This window comes from Paraburkholderia sp. A3BS-1L (assembly GCF_051125215.1).
GTDB lineage: Bacteria > Pseudomonadota > Gammaproteobacteria > Burkholderiales > Burkholderiaceae > Paraburkholderia.
In genome coordinates this window covers 561,856-587,892 of sequence record NZ_CP120445.1, presented here as the reverse complement: position 1 = coordinate 587,892, position 26,037 = coordinate 561,856, and the positions used below count along the sequence as shown (strand labels likewise).

The window sequence follows — 26,037 nt, the reverse complement described above, 5'->3', positions numbered from 1 at the left end:
CCTGGCGCAGGTCGCGATGCAAGTTGCGACAAGCCGCGACTGAAAAGCGGCCAGCCGGGCTCGGGCGCCCCAGCAGATCGAATCGACGACGAACCACCGTGGCGCACGGCGCCACCGAAGAAGACATAGGAGACAGCGGTGCACCGAGACCACGAATCGAATGCCCTTGCGGCCGAACTGATCGCACGCGCCCACGCGCTCGCCCCCGTGCTGGCCGAGCGCGGCGACGCGGCGGAGGCCGCGGGCCGCATCCCGGCGCAGACCATTGCCGACATGCAGGCGGCGGGCTTCTTCAAGGTGCTCCAGCCGAAGCGCTACGGCGGCTATGAACTGGAGCCGCAAACGTTCTTCGAAATCCAGATGGCGCTCGCGCGTGGCTGCATGTCCACGGCCTGGGTGTACGGCGTGGTGGGCGTGCACAACTGGCAACTCGCGCTGTTCGACGAGCGCGCGCAGCAGGATGTCTGGGGCAAGGACCCGGCCACGCTCATTGCTTCCACGTATATGCCGGTAGGCAAGGTCACGCCGGTGGAAGGGGGCTTCCGGCTCTCGGGCCACTGGAAATTCTCCAGCGGCAGCGAACTGTGCGAGTGGGTGTTCCTCGGCGCGCTCGTGCCGCCGGCGCGCGCGGGCGGGCCGCCCGAATACCGCACCTTCCTGCTGCCGAAGTCCGACTACACGATCGAGCGCGACTGGGACGTGTTGGGCCTGCGCGCGACGGGCAGCCACGACATCGTGGTGAACGACGTGTTTGTGCCTGAATACCGCACGCACAAGGCCGTGGACGGCATGATGGGCACGAGCCCGGGTCTCGCGTTGAACGATGCGCCGCTGTTCCGTTTGCCGTTCGCGCAGATCTTCGTGCGCGCGGTTTGCACGGCGTGCATCGGCGCGCTGCAAGGGGCAGTCGACGACTTCCGCGCCTACGCGACCAACCGCGTGAGCGCCAATAGCGGCGCAAAGACCGCCGACGACACCGGCGCCCAAAGCGCCTGCGCGAACGCGGCTGTTGCCATCGACGAAATGCAGGTGCTGTTGCGCCGCAACTTCGATGAACTGCTCGCTGGGGTGCAGGGTGGCCCCGAAGTATCGATCGAGCGGCGCGTGCATTTCCGCTATCAGTCGGCGCAGGTGGCAGAGCGCTGCGCGCAGGCGGCCAATGCGCTGCTGCGCTACGCGGGCGGCAACGGCATTTATCGGCGCAACCCGCTCGTGCGGCGCTTTCTCGACCTGCACGCGGCGCGCGCGCACTACGCCAACAATCTCGACCGCTTCGGCCAAAACCTCGGCGCGGTGATGCTCGGTCGCACCAACACCGACTTTTTTATCTGAGGCGGCGCTCATGAACGATCGGTCCACGGAAACTGAAACGTTCGATGTGCTGATCGTCGGTTCAGGCGCGGGCGGCATGCTCGCCGCGTGCCGCGCCGCCGATCTCGGCCTCTCGGTGCTGGTGCTCGAAAAGAGCCCGCATTACGGCGGCACGTCCGCGGTGTCGGGCGGCGGCATCTGGGTGCCGTGCAATCACCATATCGCTGAGGAAGGCGGCATGGATACGCGCGAGGCCGCCCGCATCTATATGGAAGCCTGCACGCAAGGCGCGGCAACCAACGGGCGTCTCGACGCCTATCTCGACACTGCGCCCGAGATGCTGCGCTATCTGGAGGCGCGCACGCCTGTGCGCTACCAGTCGCTTTCGCGCTATGCCGACTACTTCCAGAGCCAGCCCGGCGCGATGCCCGGTTATCGCGCGCTCGATCCGCTGCCGTTCGACGGCGGGCGTCTGGGTGCCGAACTCGCGCGGCTGCGTCCGCCTTCGCCCGGCACGCTGATCGGCGGCCGCGTGGCAGTGACCTCCAAAGAGGCGCATACGCTGCTCGCGAAGGAGCGCGGCTTTGTCACGCTCGCGCTGCGCGAATTCGGGCGCTACTGGTTCGATATCGGCGCGCGACTGCGCTCGCGGCGCGACCGGCGGCTCACGCTCGGTAATGCGCTCGTGGGCGGCCTGCGTTACGCGCTGCTCGAACGCAAGGTGCCGCTGTGGCTTTCCACGCCCATGCGCGAGTTGATCGAGGAGAACGGCCGCATTACGGGCGTGGTGGCCGAGCACCGGGGCAAGACGGTGCGCCTGCTTGCGCGGCGCGGCGTGATTCTCGCGGCGGGCGGCTTCGAGCGCAATCAGGCGATGCGCGAGCGCTATCTGCCGCAGCCCACTGAGACGCAATGGAGCGCAACGCCGCCGTACAACACCGGCGATGCCATCGTGGCAGGCGAACAGGCGGGTGGCGCGCTCGCGCTCATGGAACACGTTTGGGGCGCACCCACGGTGCGCGTGGAAGGCGAGGAAAAGCAGCGTGCGCTGTTCGTGGAGCGCAACCTGCCCGGCTGCGTGATCGTCAACGCGCTCGGGCGGCGCTTCGTCAACGAGGCCGCCCCGTACTCGGAGTTCGTGCCCGCGATGTACCGCGATCACGCGGCAACGGGCGCGAGCGTGCCCGCGTGGATGATCTTCGACGCGCGCTTTCGCAAGCACTACCCGTGCGGCCCGATCATGCCCGCATCGATGATGCCGGACTCGCGCATTCCCGCCGCGTTTCGCTCGATTCTGCAGCGCGCGGATTCGCTCGATGCGCTGGCCGCGCAAATCGGCGTGGATGCGGCCGGCCTGCGCGAGACCGTCGTGCGCATGAACGGTTACGCGGCAAGCGGCGTGGACGAGGAATTCGGCAAGGGCGGCAATGTGTTCGATACCTACTATGGCGACCCGTCGGTGCAGCCGAACCAGTGCCTCGCGCCGATCGGCGAAGCGCCGTTCTACGCGGTGCGCATCGATGCGGGCGACATCGGCACGAAGGGCGGCCTGCTCACCGACGCCGACGCGCGCGTGCTGCGCGCCGATGGCAGCGCCATCGCGGGCCTCTATGCCATCGGCAACACGAGCGCCTCGATGATGGGCGCGAGCTATCCCGGCGCGGGATCGACGCTCGGGCCAGCGATGACCTTCGGCTACCGCGCCGCCAATGACCTCGCCGATCCAAAAAATTCGGTATACGTATCAAACGACCACCAAGACGAGCTTCGTGGAGTCACACAATGAGCGAACTTTCCCTGGAACCGCTGCGCGCGGACATGCTGCAAGCGATGCGCCGCCTCGCGCGTTCGGTCACCGTCATCAGCTGCTGTGACGTGGAGCGCCGCTATTCGATGTCGGCCACGGCAGTGGATTCGCTGTCGACCGAGCCGCCTTCGCTGCTCGTCTGCATCAACCGCGCTTCGTCGATTTATCCGCCGCTCGCGGCGGGTGCGGACTTCTGCGTGAACCTGCTGGCGGCGCAGCAGCAGGGCATCGCCATCGATTGCAGCGGGCGCCTGAAAGGCGAGGAGCGCTTCTCCACCGGCGACTGGCAGCGTTCCGCCGATGGCGTGCCTTATCTGCACGGCGCGCAGGCCAATCTCGTGTGTCGCCAGGACGGCCGCTTCGACTACGGCACGCATACGGTGTTCATCGGCCGGCTGCTCGAAGTGAAGCTGAGCGGCGATATCGATCCGCTTGTGTACGTGGATGGCGCTTACACCACGGCCACCACGGCGGCGGCTTCCGCCGCGCTCGCACGTTGCGCCACCGTATGAACGCGCGCGCTGCCCACGCCATGAACGACGCGAACACGCACGCCCACGCAGGCGCGAGCGCGACGCCCGTGGAGCCTCCGCTCGTCGTCGCCGATGCAGCGGCGCACCGCTGGGACGACGCTTGCGGCGTGCTGATTGCCGGTTTTGGCGCGGCGGGCGCGTGCGCCGCGCTGGAGGCGGCGCAGGCCGGCGCGCGCGTGCGCATCGTCGAGCGCTTCGAGGGCGGCGGCGCTAGCGCAAAGAGCGGCGGCGTGGTCTATGCGGGCGGCGGCACGACCTACCAGCGCGAGGCCGGCTATGCGGACACGCCCGAGGCGATGGCCGCCTACCTGCAAGGCGAGGTGGGCGACGCGGTTTCGCCGGACGCGCTCGAACGCTTTTGCAACGGCAGCGTTGCGCAGCTCGCGTGGCTCGAACGCCAGGGCGTGCGCTTCGGCTCGACAATGCCCGCGCGCAAAACGTCCTATCCGCCCGAGCGCGCGTTTCTCTATTACTCGGGCAATGAGGCCGTGGGCGACGCGCCCGTCGTGCCGCCCGCGCCGCGCGGGCATCGCACGAAGGGGCGCGGCATGTCGGGGCGCGTGCTGTTCGACACGCTGCGCCGCGCCGTGCAGGCCGAGCCCAATGTCGAGATCGTGCGCCAAGCGGGCGTGCGCAGGCTCATCGTCGATACAACGGGCAAGGTGATCGGCGCGCAGGTCTGGCGCGTGGAGCCGGGCCGCGCGCAGCGCCAGCACGCGCGCCTCGCCCGCTGGGCCGACAAGTTGCACAACGGCCTGCCCGCGCTGGCCGACCGCCTGCGCGCAGCATTGCTTCGGCTGGAACTGCGCGCGAGCCGTGCGCTCGATATCCGTGCCGACGCAGTGGTGCTCGCCACGGGCGGCTTCATTTTCAACCGCGAAATGGTCGCGCAGCACGCGCCGCGCTATCTCTCCACCTGGCGTCTCGGCACCACTGGCTGTGACGGCTCGGGCATTCGCCTGGGTCTTTCGGCGGGCGGCATCGCGGACGGCATGGAGCGCGTCTCCGCGTGGCGCTTCATCAACCCGCCGTTCGCGTGGGCGCGCGGCTGCGTGGTGGACGCGCGCGGCGAGCGCTTCTGCAACGAAGAGGTCTACGGTGCAAAGCTTGGCCATGAAATGTGCGAGACGCGCGACGGACGCGCCTGGCTGATCCTCGACGCCGCGCTCGTGCGCGAGGCCTTGCGCGAGTGCGTGCGTGGCCGCTTGTGGGCGTTCCAGAGCGTGCCCGCGCTGATGCTCATGCTGGGCGGACGCAAGCGCGCGGCTACCGTTGCGCAGCTAGCCGAGCAGATCGGCGCCGACGCCGCCACGCTCGAACGCTCGCTGGCCGCGTATCGCGCCGCCGCGCGGGAAGGACGCGATGCGGCCTTCGGCAAATCCGCCGCGATGCTCGCGCCGCTCGATCAAGCGCCGTTCTATGCGCTCGACATATCGGCGGGGAGCCGCACGTTTGCGTGCCCCGCGATCACGCTGGGTGGCCTGCGCGTGGACGAAACCACCAACGCCGTGCTGCGCGCCGAAGGCGGCGTCGTCGAAGGGCTTTACGCAGTGGGGCGCGCCGCGCGCGGCCTCGCTTCGAATCACTACGTGAGCGGCCTCTCGCTCGCGGACTGCATCTGGTCGGGCCGCCAGGCGGGGCGCGCGGCAGCGCGCCAAACACAGGCCGCGCACGAGCGGATACTCAATGATCAGGATGCCGAACGTACCGCATCCACAATTAACACGGCAAACGCGAAAGTCATTCCGCTTTATCCACTGACACACTGACGAAGAGAGAACGAAGATGGGAGACAGACTCACAGGCAAGATCGCCGTAATCACGGGCGCCGCTAGTGGCGTGGGCAAGTGCGACGCGCTGCTGTTCGCCGCCGAAGGCGCGCGTGTCGTGCTCACCGACGTGAACGAGGAAGCGGGCCGCGCCGTGGCCGCGCAGATCGGCGATGCGGCGCTGTTCGTGCGCCACGACATCGCCTCGGAATCGGGCTGGAACGACGTGTTCGGCGCTGCGCAAAAGCAGTTCGGGGCGCCCAACGTGCTCGTGAACAATGCGGCCATCCTGCAACTCGGCAGCATCGAAGATGCCACGCTCGAACAATGGCAGCGCGTGCTGCGCATCAACGCGGAAGGCTACTTCCTTGGCTGCCAGGCCGCGGTGCGTGCGATGAAGGAGAAGGGCGGCTCGATCGTCAATATGTCTTCGGTGGCGGCGCTGGGCGGTCTGGGCGCGTTCTGCGCTTACTCGGCGAGTAAGGGCGCGGTCACGGCCATGACGCGCTCGATCGCCGCGCACTGCAAGCAGCAGGGGTACAAGATTCGCGCGAATACCATTCACCCGGACGGCATTCTCACGCCCATGACCGAGCCGTTCTTCGGCTCGGCAGAAGCGGGGCGCCCGCAGATCACCGAATCGGTCGACCCGCGCGCGCGCATGTGCCTGCCCGAAGACATCGCGCAACTCGTGCTGTTCCTCGCCTCCGATGAATCGCGCTTCATCAACGGCAGCGAGTACCGCATCGACAATGCGCAGATGATCATGGGCGTTGCCTGAGGTAATCCATCATGACCGAAGCGCGTTTTCATCGGCTGCGGGTAGCCGACGTGATAGCCGAAAGCGCCGATGCGCGCTCGTTCGTGTTCGAACTGCCCGTGGCGCTGGCCGACGCATTCGCATACCGGCCCGGGCAGTTCCTGACGCTGCGCCTGCCGGGCGAGCAGGCGCCGTTGCAGCGCTGCTACTCGCTGTCGAGCGCACCAGGCGTGGATACGGCCCCGAAGATCACCGTCAAGCGCGTGCGCGAGGGCCGTGCCTCCAACTGGCTGTGCGACAGCGTGCGCCCCGGCGACGAACTCGACGTGATGGCGCCCGCGGGTGTCTTCACACCGCGCTCGCTCGACGACGACCTGCTGCTGTTCGCGGGCGGCAGCGGCATCACGCCGGTGCTCTCGATTCTCAAGGCGGCGCTGGTGGGCGGGCGCGGCATGCTCACGCTGATCTATGCGAACCGCGACGAATCCGTGGTGATATTCGGCGCGGCGCTGCGCGAGCTCGCGCAACGGCATCCCGGCAGGCTGCGCGTGATTCACTGGCTCGACAGCGTGCAGGGCGTGCCGCAACAGCGCCACCTGGAGGAACTGGCGCGGCCGTGGAGTCGTCAGGAATGCTTTATTTGCGGCCCGGCGCTTTTCATGGAAAGCGCACTGGCCGCGATGCTCGCACTCGGGCTGCCGCGCGCGAAGATTCATGTCGAGCGCTTTGCTTCGCTGCCGGACCGGCCCGCGCAGACGGAACCGTCCGCGCGCGTCCAGCCGCCGGCGCAAAGCGTCGAACGTGATGCTACGAAAGGCGGGGCCGAAAGCGCCCCGCAAACCGCGCGCATCGTAACGCAACTCGACGGCGCCAGCGCGCAATTCACTTGCGAGCCCAACGAGACGCTGCTCGACGCGATGGAGCGCGCGGGTCTCTCGCCGCCCAGTTCGTGCCGCAGCGGCTTGTGCGGCGCGTGCATGTGCCGCGTGGAGGCGGGCAGCGTAACGCTGGCCGAGAACGGCGTGCTCGACGACGAGGAGCGCGCTGCTGGCTGGACGCTCGCGTGCAGCGCGACGCCGGCGAGCGCCGAGCTGCGCATCGTCTTTCCCGATTAAGCGCCGCGCGTGCACGCCGTGCATGCGAGGTGCCTGACCCTGAGCGCTGCCGCAACGCGTGCCGTCGTGGACGCACGCAGCGGCGGCGCAAGTATTTCCGGAGTCCTTAGATGACGCTCAACCCGACGCCCAACCCGACGACGCTCCACGAACCCTTGACGACCCCCGCGCTGATCGCACGCGGCGCGGCACGCTACGGCGCGCGCATTGCGGTCGAAACATCTGAAATCAGCCTGAGCTATGCCCAGCTCGACGCCGCGCGCATCGAGGCGGCGCGCGCGCTGATGGCCTGCGGCATCGAACCAGGCGAACGCGTTGCCGTCTGGGCGCCCAATCTGGCCGAATGGATCGTTGCCGCACTCGCGATTCAGAGCGTGGGCGCGGCGCTTGTGCCCGTGAACACGCGCATGAAGGGCCTTGAAGCAAGCGCGATTCTCGCGGACAGTGGCGCGCGCGTGCTGTTCAGCTGCGGAGCGTTCCTTGGCGAGGACTATCCGGCGATGCTCGCGCCGCACCGGCCCGCTACGCTCGAGCGCGTAGTCGTGTTCGGCGACGTATTGCATGCCGATGGCCGCGACGAAAGCTGGCAGCGGTTTCTCGCGCGTGCCTCGCGAACGCCGCTCGAAGTATTTCGCGCACGCGAAGCGCAAGTGGGTCCGGACACGCTGATGGACGTGATGTTCACCTCGGGCACCACGGGCCGCCCGAAGGGCGTGATGACCGCACATGGCCAGAACGTGCGGGCGGCGTACGGATGGGCCGAGATCGCGACGTTGCGTGAGGGCGACCGCTATCTGATCGTGAGCCCGTTCTTTCACGCATTCGGCTACAAGGCGGGCTGGCTCGCGGCGCTCACGAGCGGCGCGACCGTGCTGCCGCATCTCGTGTTCGATCCGAAGGCGGTGCTCGCGAGGGTCGTGCGCGAGCGCATTTCCGTGCTGCCCGGGCCGCCCACGCTCTATCACGCGCTGCTCGAAACGCCGGGTCTCGCAGGACTCGATCTATCTTCGCTGCGCGTGGCGGTGACGGGCGCAGCTGCGATCGCGCCCAGCCTCGTCGAGCGCATGCGCGCGGAGTTGAACTTCGAGACCGTGCTCACGGGCTACGGCCTTACGGAGTCGTGCGGCTTCGCCACATTGTGCCGACACGGCGACGACGCCGTAACCGTGGCGCAAACTTCGGGCCGCGCGATGCCGGGCATGGAGTTGCGCATTGCAGGCGCGGATGGAGAACCGCTCGCGGCCGGCGAGACCGGCGAAGTGTGGGTGCGCGGCTACAACGTGATGCGCGGCTATCTGAACGATGCGGCGGCCACGTCGCAAGCGGTCGATGCGCAGGGATGGCTGCACACGGGCGATCTTGGTTCGCTTGATGAGCGCGGTTATCTGCGCGTGACGGACCGCATCAAGGACATGTTCATCGTGGGCGGCTTCAATTGCTATCCGGCGGAAATCGAGCGGTTGTTCGCGGCGCACGAGGCGGTTGCGCAGATTGCCGTGGTGGGCATGCCCGATGAGCGACTGGGGGAGGTGGGGCATGCGTATGTCGTGCTGCGCGCGGGTGCTCGGGCGGATGCGGTATCGCTGACCGAATGGGCGCGCGGGAATATGGCGAACTACAAGGTGCCTCGGCGCATCGAGATTGTTGAAGCGCTGCCCGTGAGCGCGGCGGGGAAGGTGCTGAAGTATCGATTGCGGGAAGGGGTGGCGGCTTAGGGCGGTTTGGGCCATGAACACCTCAGGCTCAAACTGAAAGGCCTGAGTCCTGTGAAATGCAGGATTCAGGCCTTGGGGTTACTACTAGGGTCTGTTCAACTTTGTGGCGTTGGGTCATTCACGGTGCTTTCGTCGTCGCAATTGGTTGCCTCAGTTGTCCGGAAAATTGCCGGGCGCGCAGAGGTTCATGGACCTCATGGCGATAGCGCCCGGCAGGTTCTCCCGAGGGATTAGGGAAAATGCCTTCCAGTCCGGTTCATTGACGTACACGACGCCGCTTTTGCAGAGCACGTGTGCCTGTTTTGGATGCCCGTTGCACGATGGGCCATCAATCACGCAGCGCTCCCATTGCGGGACGATGCGGGTGGGTTTCGCCGCGCTTCCCTCGGCCTTGGTGTACGTCTGCACGTCGCGCGTTGCTATCGCCATGTACATAAAATCGAAGTTTGCAACAACGGGCCTTGCCGCCTGTGCGTGCTGATAGTGGGCATGCAATTCATACACATAGCGCCCACTAGTCGCTTGCGTCATTGAATTAGCACCCCGTCTGTGTTCAGATCTAGGTCATGGGAAAAATGAATCTGACAGATATTGAGCGGGAGCAACTGCTGTCGGCGGCGCGTAGCCGGACGGTGCGTGCGGCGGACGTGCGACGCGCGAAGTTGATCCTGATGCTCGAGGACGGCGAGTCGCGTGACAGCATCATGCGCACACTCGGTTGTGATTCTCGCTTCATCGCGCGCTGGTCGGCGCGATTCCTCAGTGAGCGGCTGGCCGGCATGTATGCCCGGCACCCCGGGCGTGCGCCCAGGCAGCCTCCCGCGAGACTGGAAGCGCGGGTGCTCAACCGAACCCTCAAACACAGGCCTGCCGACGGTTCGACACACTGGAGCAGCTACAAACTCGCGGCAGAACTCAGCGACGTGTCGGTCTCGACCGTGCAGCGCATCTGGCGCAAGCACGGCATCAAACCGCAGCAGCTGGGGCGGCACATGGTCTCCAACGACCCGGATTTCGAGGCCAAGGCGGCCGACGTGATCGGGCTGTACCTGAACCCACCGGCGCACGCAGCGGTGTTCTGCGTGGACGAGAAGACCGCGATCCAGGCGCTCGACCGCAAGGACCGGATGCTGCCGCTGTCACCGGGGCGTGCCGAGAGCCACGGCTTCGAGTACAAGCGCAACGGCACGCTCAGTCTGTTCGCGGCATTCAACACCGCCACCGGCGAGGTGTTGGGCAAAACGGCAGCACGCCACACCAGCGAACAGTTCGTGGCCTTCCTGACCGACGTCGTCGCCAGCCAGCCCAAACGCCGCGAAATCCATGTTATCTGCGACAACGTCAGCAGCCATAAGACGCATCGGGTCGCCGAGTTCCTCGATGCGCATCGCAACGTGCGCCTGCACTTCACGCCGACCTACTCGTCGTGGCTCAACCAGGTGGAGAACTGGTTCTCGCGCATCCAGCGCGATGTTATCGCGCGCGGCATCTTCACTTCGGTGAAGGATCTGGATCGCAAACTGATGCATTACATTCGCGAGCACAACAAGAACCCGAAGCCGATCAAGTGGAAATATGACGATCCTTCGCGTCGGATTCGAGTGGTGCCAATTCAATGACGCAGCGGACTAGCCCCAAGGATTGCAACCGCTGCGAAGGCGCTCGATACCGTTAGCGTTAGCGTTCGAGTCAAGGTAAGGCGCGCGCCACGCGTGAACGCATACCTGGTTTGACTGTCGATAAATCCGACCTGAGATAGCGAATTATTCGGACGGTCGAACTTTGCCCCAGAGTGCTTGAACCGGCCACCAGCCTTGAATGAACTTGGGGAATACCCGGATCACATCGCCGGCACTCCCAGCCAAACCAACCCCCATCCAATAGTCCCAACAGACGATGTTGCCACCGCCCCGGGCGGCCAGAATAGACCTCACTACAACGGGCTTTCTGGAGGGGCGAAGATGAGCGATGTGCGAGCGTTGGGCTACGTCGTCGTGCAGTCGGCACTGATGGACAAGTGGCGCGACTATGCGCGGGACGTGCTTGGCATGGAGGCGCTTGAGGCGAATCAGGGCACGAATGAGCCAGGCAGCGCGCTCTACCTCAAGATGGACGAGCGCGATTTCCGCTATCTGATCGTGCCGGGCGCCGAAGACCGCTATTTTGCCTCGGGCTGGGAACTGGCCGACGAAGCAGCGCTTGCCGCGATGGTTGCGCGGCTGGAGCAAGCCGGTGTCGAACCACGCCGCGCCAGCGCAGAAGAAACGGCGCTGCGCCGCGTCCAGGCGATGGTCTGGTGCCTGGATCCTTCGGGCAACCGCCACGAGTTCTTCTGGGGCGTGCGCTCGGACTTCCGCCGCTTCGTCTCGCCCGTGGGCGTGCCGGGCTTCGTGACCGGCGCCATCGGTCTCGGCCACACGGTGCTGCCCGCCCCCGCATTCGACGCCACGGACCGCTTCCTGCGCGACGTGCTGGGCTTCGCGCTCTCCGATATCTACCGCGTGCGCTTCTCCGCCGATCCGGCCGAGCCCGAAAAGCGCATCCACTTCCTGCATTGCGGCAACGCGCGCCATCACAGCCTCGCGATCATGGACCTCGCCGTGCCTTCGGGCTGCATCCACGTGATGGCCGAGGTGCCGTCCATGGACGAGGTGGGGCGCGCGCTCGACCGCATGAACGCGCATGGCGTGAAGCTCTCGGCCACGCTCGGCCGCCACTGCAACGACCACATGACGTCGTTCTACATGAAGACGCCGGGCGGCTTCGACCTCGAATACGGCTATGGCGGCTTGCAGGTGGACTGGCGCGAGCACAGCGTCTACGAAGCCACGCGCGTGAGTCTCTGGGGCCACGATTTCAGCATCGGATTTAGAGGATAACGAATGAAAACGATCGATAAACGCCAGAGCGCGCGCGACGTGGTCGCTCAGCTCGAAGACGGCATGACTATCGGCATCGGCGGCTGGGGTCCGCGCCGCAAGCCCATGGCGCTGGTGCGCGAGATTGCGCGCTCGTCGCTGCGCGATCTCACTGTGGTCGCCTATGGCGGCCCCGACGTGGGCCTGTTGTGTGCCGCGGGCAAGGTCAAGAAGGTGGTGTTCGGCTTCGTCTCGCTCGACGTGATTCCGTTGGAAGCGCATTTCCGCCGCGCTCGGGAGACCGGTGCGATCGATGTCTGGGAACTCGACGAGGGCCTTCTGCAACTGGGCCTGCGCGCGGCGGCCGCGCGCTTGCCGTTCTTGCCCACGCGCGTGGGCCTGGGCACCGATTTGCTGCGCCATGCGCCGCATCTGCGCACGATTCGCTCGCCCTATGACGATGCTGAAACCTTACTCGCGATGCCGGCCATCGAGCTCGACGCTGCGCTGCTGCACGTGAATGCTGCCGACGCGATGGGCAACACGCGCATCGACGGTCCCGATCCGTTCTTCGACGCCTGGTTCGCGCGCGCCGCGAAGCGCACCTTCGTGAGCTGCGAAACGCTGGCCGAGTCGCTCGCGAGTGCCGATTTCGAAGCGGCCCGCCGCAATCCATTCGAGCGCTCGCTCGTGACGGGCGTGGTACACGCGCTGTGCGGTGCGCATCCGACTTCTTGCGCGCCGGCCTACGGCTGGGATCTGCCGCATTTGAAGGCCTATAACGCCGCTGCGGCAAGCGCCGAGCAAACCGCCGCGTATCTGCGCGACGTCGTGGGCCCTGACGAGAGCGCCTGGCTTGCGGGCGCGGGCGGTCCCTCCCATATCGCGGCGCTGCCGCTGCCGATTCTGTAAAGGAGCGAGCGTGAACGAAGCAATCGACTATTCCCTCGCCGAGCTGATGATCGCCGCCTCGGCCAGACTCTGGCGCGGCGACGGCGAAGTGCTGGCGACCGGCATCGGCACGGGGCCGCGTCTCGCGGCGGGCCTCGCGCGCCTCGCGTACAACCCCGGCCTCATGCTCACCGACGGCGAGGCGTATCTCGTCGAAAATCCGGTGCCGCTGGGCCCGCGCGACGCCGCGTATCGCGTGGCGGCGAGCGGCTGGATGACCTACGAACGCGTGTTCGACTGTGTGTGGCACGGACGCCGCCACGCGCTCGTCATGCCCACGCAGATCGACCGCTTCGGCCAGGCCAACATCTCGTGCCTCGGCAGCGACTATGCGAAGCCGAAGACGCAATTGCTGGGCGCGCGCGGTTTCCCTGGCAACAGCATCAACCACGCGAACTCGTTCTTCGTGACGGGCCATAGCACGCGCACCTTCGTGGCCGGCGAGGTCGACATGGTGTGCAGCGTGGGCTACAACCCGGCGCGCGAGATCGAAGGCATGCGCGCGTTCACGGACCTGCGCGCCATCGTCACCGATCTTTGCGTGATGGACTTCGGCGGCCCGAACCATGCGGTGCGCGTGCGTTCGCTGCACCCGGGCGTGAGCTTCGAAGATGTGCAGGCGGCCACGGGCTTCCCGCTCGTCGCCGCCGACGATATCGGCACGACCGCGCCGCCCAGCGCCGAGGATTTGCGCATCGTGCGCGCCCTCGATCCGCACAACCTGCGCGCAGCGATTCTGCGCGAGAACCCCGCGCCGCGGCGCGCGTAAAGCGAAGCGAGGCCATCATGCAGGACAGTCTTTCGCGCAGTTCCTCCGGCAGTTCCTCCGATACCCAGGAAGTCGTGCTTTACGAAGTGACGGATGGCATCGCCACCATCACGATGAACCGCCCGGAATACCACAACGCGCAGAACTCGCAGATGACGTACGCGCTCGACGCGGCGTTCAAGCGCGCGTCGCACGACGACACGGTGAAGGTCATCGTGCTCGCGGGCGCGGGCAAGCATTTTTCGGCGGGGCACGACATTGGCACGCCGGGGCGCGACATCGGCCAGTCGTTCGAGCGCCAGTCGCTCTGGTACGACCACGTGAACAAGGAAGGCGGCGAATTCCTCTACGCACGCGAGCAGGAAGTCTATCTGGGCATGTGCCGCCGCTGGCGCGACCTGCCCAAGCCGACCATCGCGATGGTGCAGGGCGCGTGCGTGGCGGGCGGGTTGATGCTGGCGTGGGTATGCGATCTGATCGTCGCTTCGGAAGATGCCTTCTTTGCCGATCCCGTCGTGCGCATGGGCATTCCCGGCGTGGAATATTTCGCGCACGCCTACGAGTTGAACCCGCGCATCGCCAAGGAGTTTCTGTTCCTCGGCGAGCGCATGAATGTGCAGCGCGCGCAGCAGATGGGCATGATCAATCGCGTCGTGCCGCGCGAGACCTTGCGCGAGAGCGTTCACGAAATGGCCGCGAAGATTGCCGCGATGCCGCGCCTCGGCCTCACGCTCACCAAGCAGGCGATCAATCACGTCGAGGAACTGCAGGGCAAGCGCGCGGCGATGGATGCGGCGTTCGCCTGGCATCATTTCGCGCACGCCCACAACGAACTCGTGAGCGGCGACCGCCTCGGCGGCTACGATGCGCGCAAGATGGCGCAGTCGCAGCGCGCGCCGGGCGCGCAAGCGAAGGAAGCCGCGCCGGAGCGCACATGATGAACGCGCTTCTGTCCGCCGTTCCTGACACACTGCACACGCCGCTCACGGACCTGCTCGGCTGCCGGTACCCGGTCGTGCAGACCGCAATGGGCTGGGTGGCCGATGCTCGCCTCGTCGCGGCCACTTGCAACGCGGGCGGCTTCGGTTTCCTCGCGGGCGCGACGCTGGAGCCGGAGTGCGTGGAGGCCGAGATCCTGCGCGTGAAATCGCTCACCGACCGACCCTTCGGCATCAACTTTCATATGTTCCAGCCGAACGCCGCGCAGGTTGTCGATCTGGCGATCAAGCACCGGCTGCGCGCCGTGAGCTATGGACGCGGTCCCGATTCGAAGACGATCCGCCGCTTCAAGGATGCAGGCGTGCTGTGCATTCCCACGGTGGGCGCGCCCAAGCACGCGGCCAAGGCCGTCGAGCTAGGCGCGGACGCGGTGACGGTGCAAGGCGCCGAAGGCGGCGGCCACACTGGCTCGGTGCCGACCACGCTGTTGCTGCCACGCGTGCTCGACGCCGTGCAGGTGCCGGTGATCGCTGCTGGCGGCTTCTTCGACGGGCGAGGCCTTGCCGCTGCGCTCGGCTATGGCGCAGCGGGCATCGCGATGGGCACGCGCTTTCTCATGACCGAGGAATCGCCCGTGCCGCGCGAAACACTCTCGCGCTATGTGTCGGTGAAAGATCCGGCGCAGATCCGCGTTTCCGCTGCGCTCGACGGTCTGCCGCAACGCATGATCGACAACCCGTATCTGCTGCATCTGGAATCGCTCGGGCCGCTGCGCCGCACGCTCTTCGCGCTGCGCACCGCGCAGGCGTGGCGCAAGCAGAACGGCCTGTCGCTCGCGCAGATGGTTTCCATCGGCGTGAAAGCGCTGCGCGAGCACGGCTATACCGCGAGCCAGACGCTCATGGCCGCGAACGCGCCATACCTGATCCAGCGCGCGATCGTCGAGGGGCAGCCCGACGAGGGCGTGCTGCCGGGCGGGCAGGCGGCCGCGATGATTGGCGCGATCGAGCCGTGCGAGACGGTGATTCTGCGCATCGTGCACGAGGCCTGCGAGCGGCTCGACGCGCTCGCGGCGCTGCGCGGCGAGCGCGCGCATGCCGAAGCCGCCACGGTGCGTGCGTAACGAATATTCACCCATTCACGAGAACGAGGGACGGGGACATGACACAAGCAAGCCATAACGGAACAACACAGGGGGCGACCCCGGCCACCATCGCCCAGAGCGGACGGCAGCCGGCCTTCTCGATCGCGCGCGTGGGCAAGGATGGCGCGGTGGCCGAGCTCGCGCTCGACCGCCCGCCCGTCAACGCGCTCGACAGCGAGGACTGGTACGCGCTCGCCGCCGCGATCGACGCGCTCGGCCGCGACGAGAGCGTACGCGTGATCGTGCTGCGGGGCGTTGGCCGTGGCTTCTGCGCTGGCGTCGACATCAAGGAACTGTCCGCGCATCCCGAGCGCATCGTCGCGGTGAACGCGGGCAACTACGCTACGTTTCGCGCCGTGCACCGCAGCCCGAAGCCGGTGATCGCGGCGGTACACGGTTTCGTGCTGGGCGGCGGCATCGGCATCTGCGGCGCGGCCGATATCGTCGTGGCCTCGCAGTGCGCGCGCTTTGGCGTGCCCGAGATCGACCGCGGCGCGATGGGCGGCGGCGCGCATCTGCAAAGAATGTTCGGTGTGCAGAAGGTTCGCGCGATGTACTTTACCGGCGACATGGTGGGCGCCGACGAGGCATGGCGGCTGGGCGCGGTGGAGCGCGTCGTGCCGCGCGAGCAGTTGCGCGAGGCGGCACTCGAACTCGCGCAGCGCATTGCCGAAAAGAGCGGCACGATGCTCGCGCTCGCGAAGGAGGCGCTCAACGGCGTGGAAGACGGCGACCTCGAAAACAAGTACCGCTGGGAGCAGGGCTTCACGCTTCAGGCCTACATGTCGAACGATTCGACCGAGGCGCGCAGCGCCTTCGTGGAAAAGCGCGAGGCGAAATTCGAATCCGCACAACTCGCACAACCCGGCGAGGCCCGCGCATGAAGCTCGACTACACCCCGCAACAATGCGCGTTCCGGGAGGAAATCCGCACGTGGCTCGCCGGGCACGTGCCGCGCAAGCCGCTGCCGAGCTTCGACACCGAAGCGGGTTTCGCTGCGCATCGCGAGTGGGAGCGCACGCTGCATTCGGGCCGCTGGAGCATGGTCACCTGGCCGCGCGAGCTGGGCGGGCGCGGCTGCGACCTGATCGAGTGGTTGATCTTCGAAGAGGAATACTGGCGAGCCGATGCCCCCATGCGCGTGAACCAGAACGGCATCTTCCTGCTCGGCCCTACGCTGATGGACTTCGGCACCGACGAGCAGAAGGCGCGCTTCCTGCCCGCGATGGCCTCGGGCGAGCATGTGTGGGCGCAAGGCTGGTCCGAGCCGAACGCGGGTTCGGACATGGCGGCGATCCGCTCGAGCGCGTTCCGCGACGGCGAGGACTACGTGCTCAACGGCCAGAAGATCTGGTCGACGCGCGCGGTCTGGGCCGACTGGATGTTTGGCCTATTTCGCAGCGACTCGCAGTCCACGCGCCACCACGGCCTCACATTCCTGATGGTGCCGCTCAATGCGCCGGGCGTGACGGTGCGGCCGATCAAGCAGTTGAACGGGCAGACCGGTTTTGCCGAGATTTTCTTCGACGACGTGCGCGTGCCAGTGGCGAACCGCATCGCGGGCGAGGGCATGGGCTGGCACGTGGCGATGGCGACGGCGGGTTTCGAGCGCGGCCTGATGCTGCGTTCGCCCGCGCGCTTCCAGCGCACGGCCGAGTCGCTGCGCGAGTTGCTCCTGGCGCATCCCGAGGCGGCGCGGCGCGACCCGTCGCTGCGCCAGCGCGTGGCCGCGGCGTGGATGGACGCCCAGGCGTATGCGCTCTCCACCTACATGACGGCGAGCCGCTTGCAGAAGGGCGGGCATATTGGCCCGGAATCGAGCACCAACAAGGTGTTCTGGTCGGAACTGGATTTGCGGATGCACCAGACCGCGCTCGACATCCTCGGTTCGCGGGCGGAGGTGATGCCGCACGGCGACGAGGCTCACGCGCATCTGGGCAACTGGCTCGACGGTTTCCTGTTCGCACAGGCCGGTCCGATCTACGCGGGAACCAACGAAATCCAGCGCAACATCGTTGCCGAACGCATGCTGGGCATGCCGCGCGGGTAGCGAAAACAACGACGCAGCAGTTGGTCGCCGTATGGCATTCGATTCGGAATGCCGATGATATGGAGCCAGCTGAAAAGGAGACATATGGACTTTTCATTCGACGAAGACCAGGAAGCGCTGGCCGATTCCGCACGCCGCTTCCTGATGACCGAGCTCACGCCGGAACTGCTCCGCGAACTGTGGGAGACCGAAAGCGGACGCTCGGAGCGTCTCTGGGAGCAGTTGGCCGCGCAGGGCATGACCGCGGTGTCGGTGCCCGAAGAACACGGCGGCCTGGGCATGTCAGCTGCCGAATGGGCGCTGCTCGCGCAGACCTGGGGCTACTTCGGCGGCGCCGATACGCTCATGGACACCGCGTTCGTGACGGTGGCGATGCTCGCACGGCTCCCCGCGAGCGACTGGCGCGACACGCTGCTGGCGCAGATCGCAGCGGGCAATGCGCGGGTGGCGCTCGGGCATCCGGTGAATCCGCACGTGGCCGATGCGCACGTCGCTCACTTGCTGCTGTGCGAGCGCGACGGCGAACTGCACCGCGTGGCGCCCTCGGCCTGCACGCGCAAGGCTGTCCAGAGCGTGGATCCGTCGCGGCGCATCTTCGAGGTCCAATGGACGCCCGACGTGTCGTCGCCCCGCACCTCGACGCGCCTCGCGACGGCCGCAGAAACCGCGCCGATTCTCGACGCCGCGCTCGATCACGGCGCGTTCGCGGTAGCCGCGCAATTGCTCGGTCTCACCCAGCGCGTGCTCGACGCTGCCATCGACTACACCTCGCAGCGCAAGCAGTTCGGCAAGCCCATTGGCGGGTATCAGGCGGTCAAGCACCTGCTCGCCGATGTCGCGATTCGCTACGAGTTCGCGCGCCCCGTGGTCTATCGCGCGGCGTGCGCGCTCGCAACGGATGATCCGCAGCGCGCGCTCTATGTTTCGCACGCGAAACTCGCCGCGCTGGAAGCCGCGCAACTGGCCGCGCGCAACGCTATCCAGGTGCACGGCGCGATGGGCTACACGTGGGAGCTCGACCTGCAAATCTTCGTCAAGCGCATCTGGGCGCTCGCGGGCAACTGGGGCGATGCCACGTTCCATCGCGAGCGCGTCGCCAGCACGCTCATCGACGCGCGTACGCCCATCGGCCCCGCGCGCACCTTCGAACTGGAGTGACCATGAAACAAGCCTATATCGTCGACGCACTGCGCACGCCCACGGGGCGCCGCAAGGGCACGCTGGCGCCGGTGCATGCCGCCGACCTGGGCGGCTTCGTGCTGCAGGAAATCGTCAAGCGCAACCCCATTCCCGCCGAGGACTACGACGACGTCGTGTTCGGCTGCGTGGACACCATCGGCCCGCTCGCCGGCAATATCGCGCGCACCTGCTGGCTCGCCGCTGGCCTGCCGCTCACAGTTCCGGGCGTGACCGTGGACCGCCAGTGCGGCTCCTCGCAGCAGGCCGTGCACTTCGCGGCGCAGGCCATCATGAGCGGCACGCAGGACGTGGTGATCGCGGGCGGCGTGCAGACCATGACGCAAATCCCCATCTCTTCGGCGATGACGGCGGCGGTGCCGCTCGGCTTCACCGACCCGTTCTCGGGCAGCAAGGGCTGGCGCGCGCGCTTTGGCGATGCGCCGGTCTCGCAGTTCGATGCGGCCCAGCGCATTGCCGATCACTGGAACCTCTCGCGCGAAGCGATGGAGCGCTATGCGCTGGAAAGCCATCGCCGGGCGGTGGCCGCGATCGAGGGAAAGCGCTTCGAGCGCGAGGTCGTGCCGTGCTTCGGCCTCTCGCGCGACGAGACTCCGCGCCCGGACACCACGCTCGAAAAAATGGCCTTGCTCGAACCGCTGATGCCGGGCGGCTCGCTCACGGCGGCCGTGTCGAGCCAGACCTGCGACGCGGCGGCGGCGCTGCTGATCGTCTCGGAAGACGCGCTGCAACGCTACGGCCTCACGCCGCGCGCGCGCATCCATCACCTGAGCGTACTCGGCGACGACCCGCTCTGGATGCTGACCGCGCCCATTCCCGCCACGCGCCATGCGCTCAAGAAGGCGGGCCTCTCGATGAAGGACATCGACGCGGTGGAGATCAACGAGGCGTTTGCCTCGGTCGTGCTCGCATGGCTTGCCGAAACTGGCTACGACGCGGCGCGCACGAATCCGAACGGCGGCGCGATTGCGCTGGGGCATCCGCTGGGCGCAACGGGCGCGCGTCTCATGACGACGCTGCTGCACGAACTCGAATGCACCGGCGGTCGATACGGACTCCAGACGATGTGTGAGGGCGGCGGGCTCGCGAACGTGACTATTATCGAGCGCCTTTGAGCGCGGCGTGACAAGACTTAACGAGAGGTCAGGCATGGGAATCTGCAAGGAACGGACCGTGATCGTTACGGGCGCGGGCGGCGGGCTGGGGCGCGCGTATGCGCTGGCGCTGGCGGAGCAGGGCGCGGCGGTGGTGGTCAACGACGTGCGCGAAGACGCGGCGCGCGCCGTGTGCGAGGAGATTGCGCAGGCGGGCGGCCGCGCGCTCGCGAACGGCGACGACATCACGCGCATGGACACCGCGCAGCGCATCGTCGATGCCGCGCAGGAAGCCTTCGGCACGGTTCACGCGCTCGTGAACAACGCGGGCATTTGCCGCGACCGCATGTTCACGACCATGACCGAGGACGATTGGGATGCGGTCATGCGCGTGCATCTGCGCGGCCACTTCTGTCTCGCACACATTCTCGCGCGCGGCTGGCGCGATGCCGCGAAGGCGGGCACGCCGGTGGCGGCGCGCATCGTCAACACGAGTTCGGGCGCGGGGCTGCAAGGCTCGATCGGGCAATCCAACTATGGCGCGGCCAAGGCCGGCATTGCGGCGCTCACGCTGATGCAGGCCGCCGAGCTCCAGCGCTACGGCGTGTGCGTGAATGCGCTCGCGCCGGCGGCGCGCACGGCGATGACCGAAACGCTGTTCGCCGACGTGATGAAGAAGCCCGAGAACGGCGGCTTCGACGCCTTCGATCCGGCCAACGTCGCGCCGCTCGTGGTGTGGCTCGCGAGCGAGGTATCGGGCGCGGTGACCGGGCAGGTGTTCGAGGTCTCCGGCGGCATGATCGCCGTGGCGGAGGGCTGGCGCACGGGCCCGAGCGTGGACCGTGGCGCGCGCTGGCCCGCGCACGAAGTGGGCGCGGCGGTGGCGGCGCTGGTCGAGCAGGCACGGCCCGCGCAGCGCGTTTACGGAAGCTGACGCCATGGACCTCGTACTCACCGAAGAGCAGGTCATGATTCGCGATAGCGCGGCGGAGGTGCTCGCGCAGCAGAGCGCATCCGCCGACGTGCGCCGCGCGATCGAGCGCCATGCGGGCTACGATGCCGTGCTCTGGCAGACCGTGGCGGCGGAGCTCGGCTGGTGCGGCCTGAGCGTGCCGGAGCACGCCGGCGGCGCGGGACTGGGCGCCACGGAGCTCGTGCTGCTATTGGAGCAGCTTGGGGCAAGGCTCGCCTGCGTGCCGTATTTCGGCACGGCGGTGCTGGCGGCACAGGCGCTGGCGCGTTGCAGCGGTGAATCAAACGAAGCCGATGCGGATGAAGGCTCCGAGGAAGCCGTGCGCTGGCTCGCGCGCATCGCTGCGGGCGAGACGCGCGCGGCGCTGGCGATCGGAGCGCCATTCGACGACGCGGGCGAGCGCGTGGCATCGGGTGTCGAAGCGCATGAAACGCCCGAGGGCTTCCGCCTGAGCGGCACGCTCGCTGCCGTGCTGGATGGCGTGATGGCCGACCTGCTGCTCGTGCCCGCGCGCCTGGCCGATGGCAACAGTAGCGGCGAAATCGCGCTGTTCGCGGTCGAAACGGCACAAACGGGTGTGGCGCGCACGCCGCTCGCGACGCTCGATACCACGCGCGCCATCGCAGGCATCGCACTGGACAACGTGCGGGTCGCGCCGGCGGCGTGCCTCGCGCGCAGTGTGGTGGCGCGGCGCGCGCTCACGGAAACGGCATGGCTTGCGGCGCTTGCGCTCGCGGCCGAGCAGTTGGGCGGCGCGCAGCAATGTCTCGACCTCACGCTGGCCTACACGGCGGAGCGCGTGCAGTTCGGGCGCGCCATCGCTTCGTTCCAGGCGGTCAAGCACCGCTGCGCCGAAATGCTCGTGGCGGTGGAGGCGGCGCGCTCCGTAGTGTTCGGCGCGGCAGCCGCCTGGGATGCCGCGCAAGGCGTGCCTACGGCTGCGCAATACGCCGATATCGCGGTGGCCAAGGCGAGCGCGAACGACGCGTTCCGCTTCTGCGCTCAGGAAGCCATCCAGCTGCACGGCGGAGTGGGGTTTACCTGGGAGTACGATCCACAGCTTTATTTCAAGCGCGCACAGGCTTCCGGTGCGCTGTTCGGCTCGACGTCGCAACTCTATGGCTGGCTCGCGGGTCACGTGATCGACGGTGCGAGCAGCCATGCCGTGGCCGAACACACGAGCGCAGCGGTGCTTGCAGGAGCGAACGCATGAACGCACGCATTGATCGAGACTTCAGGGCGGATTTCAACGCTCACCTCAACGCGCACCTCAACGAACAGGGCGGCAACCGCGAAGCGCGCTTGCGCGCCGGGATTGCCGCCTGGATGGAGGCGCACCTCACGGGCGAATTCGCCTGCCTGCGCTACCGTGGCGGCCCCGGCGACGAGGACGCATTCCCGGAACTGCGCAAGGCGTGGGAGCGCGAGCTTGCGGAGGGCGGCTGGACTGGCCTCGGCTGGCCCGTCGAAGCAGGCGGGCGCGGCTGGAGCATTGCCGGCCAGGTGATCTTCCACGAGGAATACGCACGTGCGGGCGGCCCGGGCCGCATGGGCCATATCGGCGAAGGGCTGCTCGGCCCCACGCTGATCGCCTGCGGCAACGCCGACCAGCGCGCGCGCTTCCTGCCCGGCATCCTCGCGGGCTCGCAGTTCTGGTGCCAGGGCTATTCGGAGCCCGGCGCGGGCTCGGACCTCGCGAACGTGCGCACGCGCGCCGAGTGCCAGGCCGATGGCGCGTGGCGCATCGACGGCCAGAAAGTCTGGACCTCGCTCGCGCACGACTCCGAATGGATCTTCGTGCTCGCGCGCAGCGACCCGCAATCGCGCGGCAACAAGGGCCTCTCGTTCTTCCTCGTGCCGCTCGACCAGCCCGGCGTCGAGATCCGTCCGATCCGGCAGATGAACGGCGGTGCGGAATTCAACGAGGTGTTCTTCGATGGCGCCCGCGCCGAAGCCGCCGATCTCGTGGGCGAGCCCGGTGACGGCTGGCGCATCGCGATGACGCTGCTCGCCTTCGAGCGCGGCATCTCCACGCTCGGCCAGCAGATGCAGTTCATCCGCGAGCTCGACTGGGTGATCGACGCCGCGCGCGAGGCGGGCGTGGCCCACGATCCCGCCATTCGCGCGCGCATCGCGAAGGCGTGGGCCGGGCTGCGCACGATGCGCTACAACGCGCTGCGCATGCTCGCAGGCGCGGGCGAAGGCGCGGCGGCTGGCGGTGCGCCCGCCGCCGGTACGCTCGACAAGTCCTCACTCATCTACAAGTACTACTGGTCGAACTGGCACCGCGATCTGGGCCAGCTTGCGATGGACGTGCTCGGCGAGCGCGCGAACCTCGTCGATGCGAACGACGCGAAGCGCAGCCGTCTGCAGGGCGTGTTCCTGTTCTCGCGCGCCGACACCATCTACGCCGGCACCAACGAAATCCAGCTCAACATCATGGCCGAGCGCGGGCTCGGCATGCCGAAAGAACCCAGAGGTCAAGCATGAACCACGCTCCACAAGGTCTGTCCATCGCGCCGCCCTATGTGGCCGGTCATCAACTGCTCGCGGGCAAGTCGGTGCTCATCACCGCCGCCGCCGGTGCCGGCATCGGCTTCGCGGCGGCCCGGCGCAGCGCGGAAGAAGGCTGCCGCGCGCTGTTCATCTCCGATATCCACGAAAAGCGCCTCACCGAAGCGCTCGCCAGGCTGCGCGACGAAACCGGTCTGGAAGCGGTCTACGGCAGCCTCTGCGACGTCTCCAACGAGGAGCAGGTGAGAGCGCTGGTGGCCGAAGCCGAGGACAAAACCGGCGGCGTGGACGTGCTCGTGAACAACGCGGGTCTCGGCGGCTCGTGCCGTCTAGTCGATATGGACGATGCGCAATGGTCGCGCGTGCTCGACATTAGCCTTACCGGCACGTTCCGCATGATGCGCGCGATGTTGCCCCACATGCAGGCGCGCGGGCGCGGCACGATCGTCAACAACGCGTCGGTGCTGGGCTGGCGGGCGCAGGCGGAGCAGGCGCATTACGCGGCCGCCAAGGCCGGCGTGATGGCGCTCACGCGTTGCGCGGCGCTGGAGGCCGCGCCGCACGGGGTGCGCATCAACGCGGTGGCGCCGAGCATTGCGTTGCACGATTTTCTGAAGAAGTCGGCTCCGGCCGAACTGCTCGAACAACTGGCCTCGCGCGAAGCATTCGGGCGCGCAGCCGAAGTCTGGGAGGTGGCAAACGTGATGGTGTTCCTCGCAAGCGACTACGCGTCGTATATGACCGGCGAAGTGCTCTCGGTAAGCAGCCAGCACGCATGATGAGCACGCTCGACGTTTCCGCCGAAGCCACGCCCGTGCGCGTGTTCGCGCAGCCGGGCGAGCTGCTCGATGCCGTGGGCGAGCGCCTCGGCGCGAGCCCCTGGTTCGACATCGACCAGGCGCGCATCAACCAGTTCGCCGACGCCACGCTCGACCATCAGTGGGTCCATGTGGACCCCGCGCGCGCCGCAAGCGGTCCATTCGGCGGCTGCATCGCGCACGGCTATCTCACGCTCTCGCTCGTCAACCATTTCCTGCCGGAAATCTTGCGCATCGACGGCGCGCGCATGGGCGTGAACTACGGCTGCGAGCGCGTGCGCTTTCCGGCGCCGGTGCGCGTGGGCGCACGCGTGCGCGGCGTGGGCGAGCTGTTGCGCGCCGAAGCGCTGGAAGGCGGCGTGCAGGCATGGATTCGCGTGAGCGTGGAGATCGAGGGCGAGGCCAAGCCAGGCTGCGTGGTCGACACCATCAGCCGCTATTACTTCTGACTCCGTATTTATCCGATTCGAAACAGGAATGCATTCGATGAACGAAGCCGTGATTGTCTCCGTGGCGCGCACCCCCATCGGCAAGGCCTACCGGGGTGTTTTCAATGATACCGAAGCGCCCTCGCTGGGCGGCCACGTGGTGCGCGCGGCGGTTGAGCGCGCGGGCCTCGAAGGCCGCGAGATCGACGACGTCATCGTGGGCTGCGCCGCGCAGCAGGGCACCCAGGGCTACAACATCGGCCGTCTTTCGGCGATTGCCGCCGGGCTGCCCGCGAGCGTCCCGGGCATGGCGCTCGACCGCATGTGCTCGTCGGGGCTCATGTCGATCGCGGTGGCCTCGCGCAGCATCGCATGCGGTGACGCCGATATCGTGGTGGCGGGCGGCGTGGAGTCGATCACGCTCACGCAGAACCGCCACAAGAACAGCTACCGCGCGCGCGCCGAGAGCGTGCTCGCGCAACAGCCCGCCGCCTATATGGCGATGATCGAGACGGCGGAGGTGGTGTCGCGCCGCTACGGCATCAGCCGCGCCGATCAGGACGCCTACTCGCTCGTGAGTCAGCAGCGCACGGCGGCGGCGCAGGCGGCAGGGCGCTTCGACGCCGAGATCGTGCCGCTCGACGTGCGCCGCGCGCTGTTCGACAAGGAGGGCAATGTCACCGGCCACGAGAACGTGCGCGCCGAACGCGACGAATGCAACCGCGCCGAAACCAGCGCCGATAGCCTCGCCGCACTCAAGCCGGTGTGGAGCGGCGGCGAGGCGGTGGCGCAGGGCGAATTCATTACCGCCGGCAATGCCTCGCAGCTTTCGGACGGCGCGGCGGCGGTCGTGGTGATGAGCGCGCAAAGCGCGCGCGCACGCGGCCTCACGCCGCTGGGCACGTTTCGCGGCCTCGCGGCGGCCGGCTGCGAAGCCGACGAGATGGGCATCGGACCGGTCTTCGCGGTGCCGCGCCTGCTGGAGCGCCACAAGCTCACGGTCAGCGACATCGGCCTGTGGGAGCTCAACGAGGCCTTCGCGTGCCAGGCCATCTACTGCCGCGACAAGTTAGGCATCCCGATGGACCGCCTGAACGTGAACGGCGGCGCGGTTGCGCTCGGCCATCCGTTCGGCATGTCGGGCGCGCGCATGACGATGCACGCGCTCATCGAGGCGAAGCGGCGCGGCGCGCGGCTCGCCGTGGTGACGATGTGCATCGGCGGCGGCATGGGCGCGGCGGCGCTGTTCGAAATCGCGGCGTAGACCGCGCGAGCAGGCACTACAAGCAGGA

The 26,037-nt window shown here is 67.6% G+C and carries 24 protein-coding genes; 23 read left to right on the top strand and 1 reads right to left on the bottom strand.

All coding sequences use genetic code 11. The annotated features are described in order from the left end of the window. Positions 1–138 precede the first annotated feature (138 nt). The 7 genes from P5W99_RS33375 (at position 139) to P5W99_RS33345 (ending at position 9,010) form a co-directional block, all read left to right on the top strand. On the top strand, positions 139–1,332 hold the full coding sequence (locus tag P5W99_RS33375) for an acyl-CoA dehydrogenase family protein (protein WP_434665537.1): 1,194 nt from the start codon (positions 139–141) through the stop codon (positions 1,330–1,332). 10 nt (positions 1,333–1,342) lie between these two features. Then, the gene (locus P5W99_RS33370; protein WP_434665534.1) at positions 1,343–3,097 is read left to right on the top strand and encodes an FAD-dependent oxidoreductase; all 1,755 of its coding nucleotides are present in this window, start codon (positions 1,343–1,345) and stop codon (positions 3,095–3,097) included. Continuing rightward, on the top strand, positions 3,094–3,630 hold the full coding sequence (locus tag P5W99_RS33365; protein ID WP_421028117.1) for a flavin reductase family protein: 537 nt from the start codon (positions 3,094–3,096) through the stop codon (positions 3,628–3,630). Before P5W99_RS33370 ends, P5W99_RS33365 begins: the two co-directional genes overlap by 4 nt. Positions 3,631–3,650: 20 nt before the next feature. Then, on the top strand, positions 3,651–5,420 hold the full coding sequence (locus tag P5W99_RS33360; RefSeq protein ID WP_434665531.1) for an FAD-binding protein: 1,770 nt from the start codon (positions 3,651–3,653) through the stop codon (positions 5,418–5,420). A gap of 16 nt (positions 5,421–5,436) precedes the next feature. Beyond that, positions 5,437–6,201, top strand: a complete 765-nt coding sequence (locus P5W99_RS33355; protein WP_434665529.1) for an SDR family oxidoreductase — start codon at positions 5,437–5,439, stop codon at positions 6,199–6,201. A gap of 11 nt (positions 6,202–6,212) precedes the next feature. Continuing rightward, on the top strand, positions 6,213–7,295 hold the full coding sequence (locus tag P5W99_RS33350; RefSeq protein ID WP_421028114.1) for a 2Fe-2S iron-sulfur cluster-binding protein: 1,083 nt from the start codon (positions 6,213–6,215) through the stop codon (positions 7,293–7,295). Positions 7,296–7,405: 110 nt separating this feature from the next. Continuing rightward, a complete protein-coding gene (locus P5W99_RS33345) occupies positions 7,406–9,010 on the top strand; it encodes a FadD3 family acyl-CoA ligase (RefSeq protein WP_421028113.1) in 1,605 nt (534 codons plus the stop codon). 150 nt (positions 9,011–9,160) lie between these two features. Here P5W99_RS33345 and P5W99_RS33340 read toward each other — a convergent pair whose 3' ends face one another. Beyond that, complete coding sequence (locus P5W99_RS33340) at positions 9,161–9,541, bottom strand: hypothetical protein (RefSeq protein WP_434665526.1); 381 nt, start codon at positions 9,539–9,541, stop codon at positions 9,161–9,163. A 35-nt stretch (positions 9,542–9,576) separates the two neighbouring features. Between P5W99_RS33340 and P5W99_RS33335 the strand changes: the two genes are divergently transcribed. The 16 genes from P5W99_RS33335 to P5W99_RS33260 all read left to right on the top strand — a co-directional run bounded on the left by P5W99_RS33335 (position 9,577) and on the right by P5W99_RS33260 (position 26,009). After that, positions 9,577–10,629, top strand: coding sequence for an IS630 family transposase (locus P5W99_RS33335; protein WP_421026256.1), 1,053 nt, complete (start codon positions 9,577–9,579; stop codon positions 10,627–10,629). A gap of 342 nt (positions 10,630–10,971) precedes the next feature. Continuing rightward, complete coding sequence (locus P5W99_RS33330) at positions 10,972–11,889, top strand: VOC family protein (RefSeq protein WP_421028111.1); 918 nt, start codon at positions 10,972–10,974, stop codon at positions 11,887–11,889. Positions 11,890–11,892: 3 nt separating this feature from the next. Continuing rightward, positions 11,893–12,780 (top strand): CoA transferase subunit A, encoded by an 888-nt coding sequence (locus tag P5W99_RS33325; protein ID WP_434665522.1) that lies wholly within the window; start codon positions 11,893–11,895, stop codon positions 12,778–12,780. Between the two features lie 46 nt (positions 12,781–12,826). Beyond that, positions 12,827–13,588: a CoA-transferase subunit beta gene (locus tag P5W99_RS33320; protein ID WP_421028755.1), complete on the top strand. Its 762-nt coding sequence runs from the start codon at positions 12,827–12,829 to the stop codon at positions 13,586–13,588. A gap of 17 nt (positions 13,589–13,605) precedes the next feature. Next, positions 13,606–14,526, top strand: a complete 921-nt coding sequence (locus tag P5W99_RS33315) for an enoyl-CoA hydratase (protein WP_421028109.1) — start codon at positions 13,606–13,608, stop codon at positions 14,524–14,526. Continuing rightward, complete coding sequence (locus tag P5W99_RS33310; protein ID WP_434665518.1) at positions 14,523–15,650, top strand: NAD(P)H-dependent flavin oxidoreductase; 1,128 nt, start codon at positions 14,523–14,525, stop codon at positions 15,648–15,650. Before P5W99_RS33315 ends, P5W99_RS33310 begins: the two co-directional genes overlap by 4 nt. 38 nt (positions 15,651–15,688) lie before the next feature. Next, complete coding sequence (locus P5W99_RS33305) at positions 15,689–16,555, top strand: enoyl-CoA hydratase family protein (RefSeq protein ID WP_421028107.1); 867 nt, start codon at positions 15,689–15,691, stop codon at positions 16,553–16,555. Then, positions 16,552–17,721 carry an acyl-CoA dehydrogenase family protein gene (locus tag P5W99_RS33300; RefSeq protein ID WP_421028106.1) on the top strand — a complete coding sequence of 390 codons (1,170 nt, stop codon included), beginning with the start codon at positions 16,552–16,554 and terminating at the stop codon, positions 17,719–17,721. Before P5W99_RS33305 ends, P5W99_RS33300 begins: the two co-directional genes overlap by 4 nt. An 84-nt stretch (positions 17,722–17,805) precedes the next feature. Continuing rightward, entirely contained in the window at positions 17,806–18,879 is a 1,074-nt protein-coding gene (locus tag P5W99_RS33295; RefSeq protein ID WP_421047520.1) for an acyl-CoA dehydrogenase family protein, read from the top strand. A gap of 2 nt (positions 18,880–18,881) precedes the next feature. Next, the gene (locus tag P5W99_RS33290; RefSeq protein WP_421028104.1) at positions 18,882–20,033 is read left to right on the top strand and encodes an acetyl-CoA C-acetyltransferase; all 1,152 of its coding nucleotides are present in this window, start codon (positions 18,882–18,884) and stop codon (positions 20,031–20,033) included. Positions 20,034–20,067: 34 nt separating this feature from the next. Next, a complete protein-coding gene (locus tag P5W99_RS33285) occupies positions 20,068–20,946 on the top strand; it encodes an SDR family oxidoreductase (protein WP_421028103.1) in 879 nt (292 codons plus the stop codon). A gap of 4 nt (positions 20,947–20,950) precedes the next feature. Continuing rightward, positions 20,951–22,198, top strand: coding sequence for an acyl-CoA dehydrogenase family protein (locus P5W99_RS33280; RefSeq protein ID WP_421028102.1), 1,248 nt, complete (start codon positions 20,951–20,953; stop codon positions 22,196–22,198). Positions 22,199–22,311: 113 nt separating this feature from the next. Next, positions 22,312–23,475, top strand: coding sequence for an acyl-CoA dehydrogenase family protein (locus P5W99_RS33275; RefSeq protein WP_434666620.1), 1,164 nt, complete (start codon positions 22,312–22,314; stop codon positions 23,473–23,475). Then, positions 23,472–24,278, top strand: a complete 807-nt coding sequence (locus P5W99_RS33270) for an SDR family oxidoreductase (protein WP_421028101.1) — start codon at positions 23,472–23,474, stop codon at positions 24,276–24,278. The genes P5W99_RS33275 and P5W99_RS33270 overlap by 4 nt, the downstream gene beginning before the upstream one ends. Further along, a complete protein-coding gene (locus tag P5W99_RS33265; RefSeq protein WP_421028100.1) occupies positions 24,275–24,766 on the top strand; it encodes a MaoC family dehydratase in 492 nt (163 codons plus the stop codon). Before P5W99_RS33270 ends, P5W99_RS33265 begins: the two co-directional genes overlap by 4 nt. Positions 24,767–24,803: 37 nt before the next feature. Beyond that, the gene (locus P5W99_RS33260; RefSeq protein ID WP_434665512.1) at positions 24,804–26,009 is read left to right on the top strand and encodes an acetyl-CoA C-acyltransferase; all 1,206 of its coding nucleotides are present in this window, start codon (positions 24,804–24,806) and stop codon (positions 26,007–26,009) included. The last annotated feature ends 28 nt before the right edge of the window (positions 26,010–26,037 follow it).

What these genes read in the sequence shown, in the direction of transcription:
- P5W99_RS33370 (WP_434665534.1), top strand. Translation starts at nt 1,343, where the DNA reads ATGAACGATCGGTCCACGGAAACTGAAACGTTCGATGTGCTGATCGTC.
- P5W99_RS33365 (WP_421028117.1), top strand. Translation starts at nt 3,094, where the DNA reads ATGAGCGAACTTTCCCTGGAACCGCTGCGCGCGGACATGCTGCAAGCG.
- P5W99_RS33360 (WP_434665531.1), top strand. Translation starts at nt 3,651, where the DNA reads ATGAACGACGCGAACACGCACGCCCACGCAGGCGCGAGCGCGACGCCC.
- P5W99_RS33355 (WP_434665529.1), top strand. Translation starts at nt 5,437, where the DNA reads ATGGGAGACAGACTCACAGGCAAGATCGCCGTAATCACGGGCGCCGCT.
- P5W99_RS33350 (WP_421028114.1), top strand. Translation starts at nt 6,213, where the DNA reads ATGACCGAAGCGCGTTTTCATCGGCTGCGGGTAGCCGACGTGATAGCC.
- P5W99_RS33345 (WP_421028113.1), top strand. Translation starts at nt 7,406, where the DNA reads ATGACGCTCAACCCGACGCCCAACCCGACGACGCTCCACGAACCCTTG.
- P5W99_RS33340 (WP_434665526.1), bottom strand. Translation starts at nt 9,541, where the DNA reads ATGACGCAAGCGACTAGTGGGCGCTATGTGTATGAATTGCATGCCCAC.
- P5W99_RS33335 (WP_421026256.1), top strand. Translation starts at nt 9,577, where the DNA reads ATGGGAAAAATGAATCTGACAGATATTGAGCGGGAGCAACTGCTGTCG.
- P5W99_RS33330 (WP_421028111.1), top strand. Translation starts at nt 10,972, where the DNA reads ATGAGCGATGTGCGAGCGTTGGGCTACGTCGTCGTGCAGTCGGCACTG.
- P5W99_RS33325 (WP_434665522.1), top strand. Translation starts at nt 11,893, where the DNA reads ATGAAAACGATCGATAAACGCCAGAGCGCGCGCGACGTGGTCGCTCAG.
- P5W99_RS33320 (WP_421028755.1), top strand. Translation starts at nt 12,827, where the DNA reads ATGATCGCCGCCTCGGCCAGACTCTGGCGCGGCGACGGCGAAGTGCTG.
- P5W99_RS33315 (WP_421028109.1), top strand. Translation starts at nt 13,606, where the DNA reads ATGCAGGACAGTCTTTCGCGCAGTTCCTCCGGCAGTTCCTCCGATACC.
- P5W99_RS33310 (WP_434665518.1), top strand. Translation starts at nt 14,523, where the DNA reads ATGATGAACGCGCTTCTGTCCGCCGTTCCTGACACACTGCACACGCCG.
- P5W99_RS33305 (WP_421028107.1), top strand. Translation starts at nt 15,689, where the DNA reads ATGACACAAGCAAGCCATAACGGAACAACACAGGGGGCGACCCCGGCC.
- P5W99_RS33300 (WP_421028106.1), top strand. Translation starts at nt 16,552, where the DNA reads ATGAAGCTCGACTACACCCCGCAACAATGCGCGTTCCGGGAGGAAATC.
- P5W99_RS33295 (WP_421047520.1), top strand. Translation starts at nt 17,806, where the DNA reads ATGGACTTTTCATTCGACGAAGACCAGGAAGCGCTGGCCGATTCCGCA.
- P5W99_RS33290 (WP_421028104.1), top strand. Translation starts at nt 18,882, where the DNA reads ATGAAACAAGCCTATATCGTCGACGCACTGCGCACGCCCACGGGGCGC.
- P5W99_RS33285 (WP_421028103.1), top strand. Translation starts at nt 20,068, where the DNA reads ATGGGAATCTGCAAGGAACGGACCGTGATCGTTACGGGCGCGGGCGGC.
- P5W99_RS33280 (WP_421028102.1), top strand. Translation starts at nt 20,951, where the DNA reads ATGGACCTCGTACTCACCGAAGAGCAGGTCATGATTCGCGATAGCGCG.
- P5W99_RS33275 (WP_434666620.1), top strand. Translation starts at nt 22,312, where the DNA reads ATGGAGGCGCACCTCACGGGCGAATTCGCCTGCCTGCGCTACCGTGGC.
- P5W99_RS33270 (WP_421028101.1), top strand. Translation starts at nt 23,472, where the DNA reads ATGAACCACGCTCCACAAGGTCTGTCCATCGCGCCGCCCTATGTGGCC.
- P5W99_RS33265 (WP_421028100.1), top strand. Translation starts at nt 24,275, where the DNA reads ATGATGAGCACGCTCGACGTTTCCGCCGAAGCCACGCCCGTGCGCGTG.
- P5W99_RS33260 (WP_434665512.1), top strand. Translation starts at nt 24,804, where the DNA reads ATGAACGAAGCCGTGATTGTCTCCGTGGCGCGCACCCCCATCGGCAAG.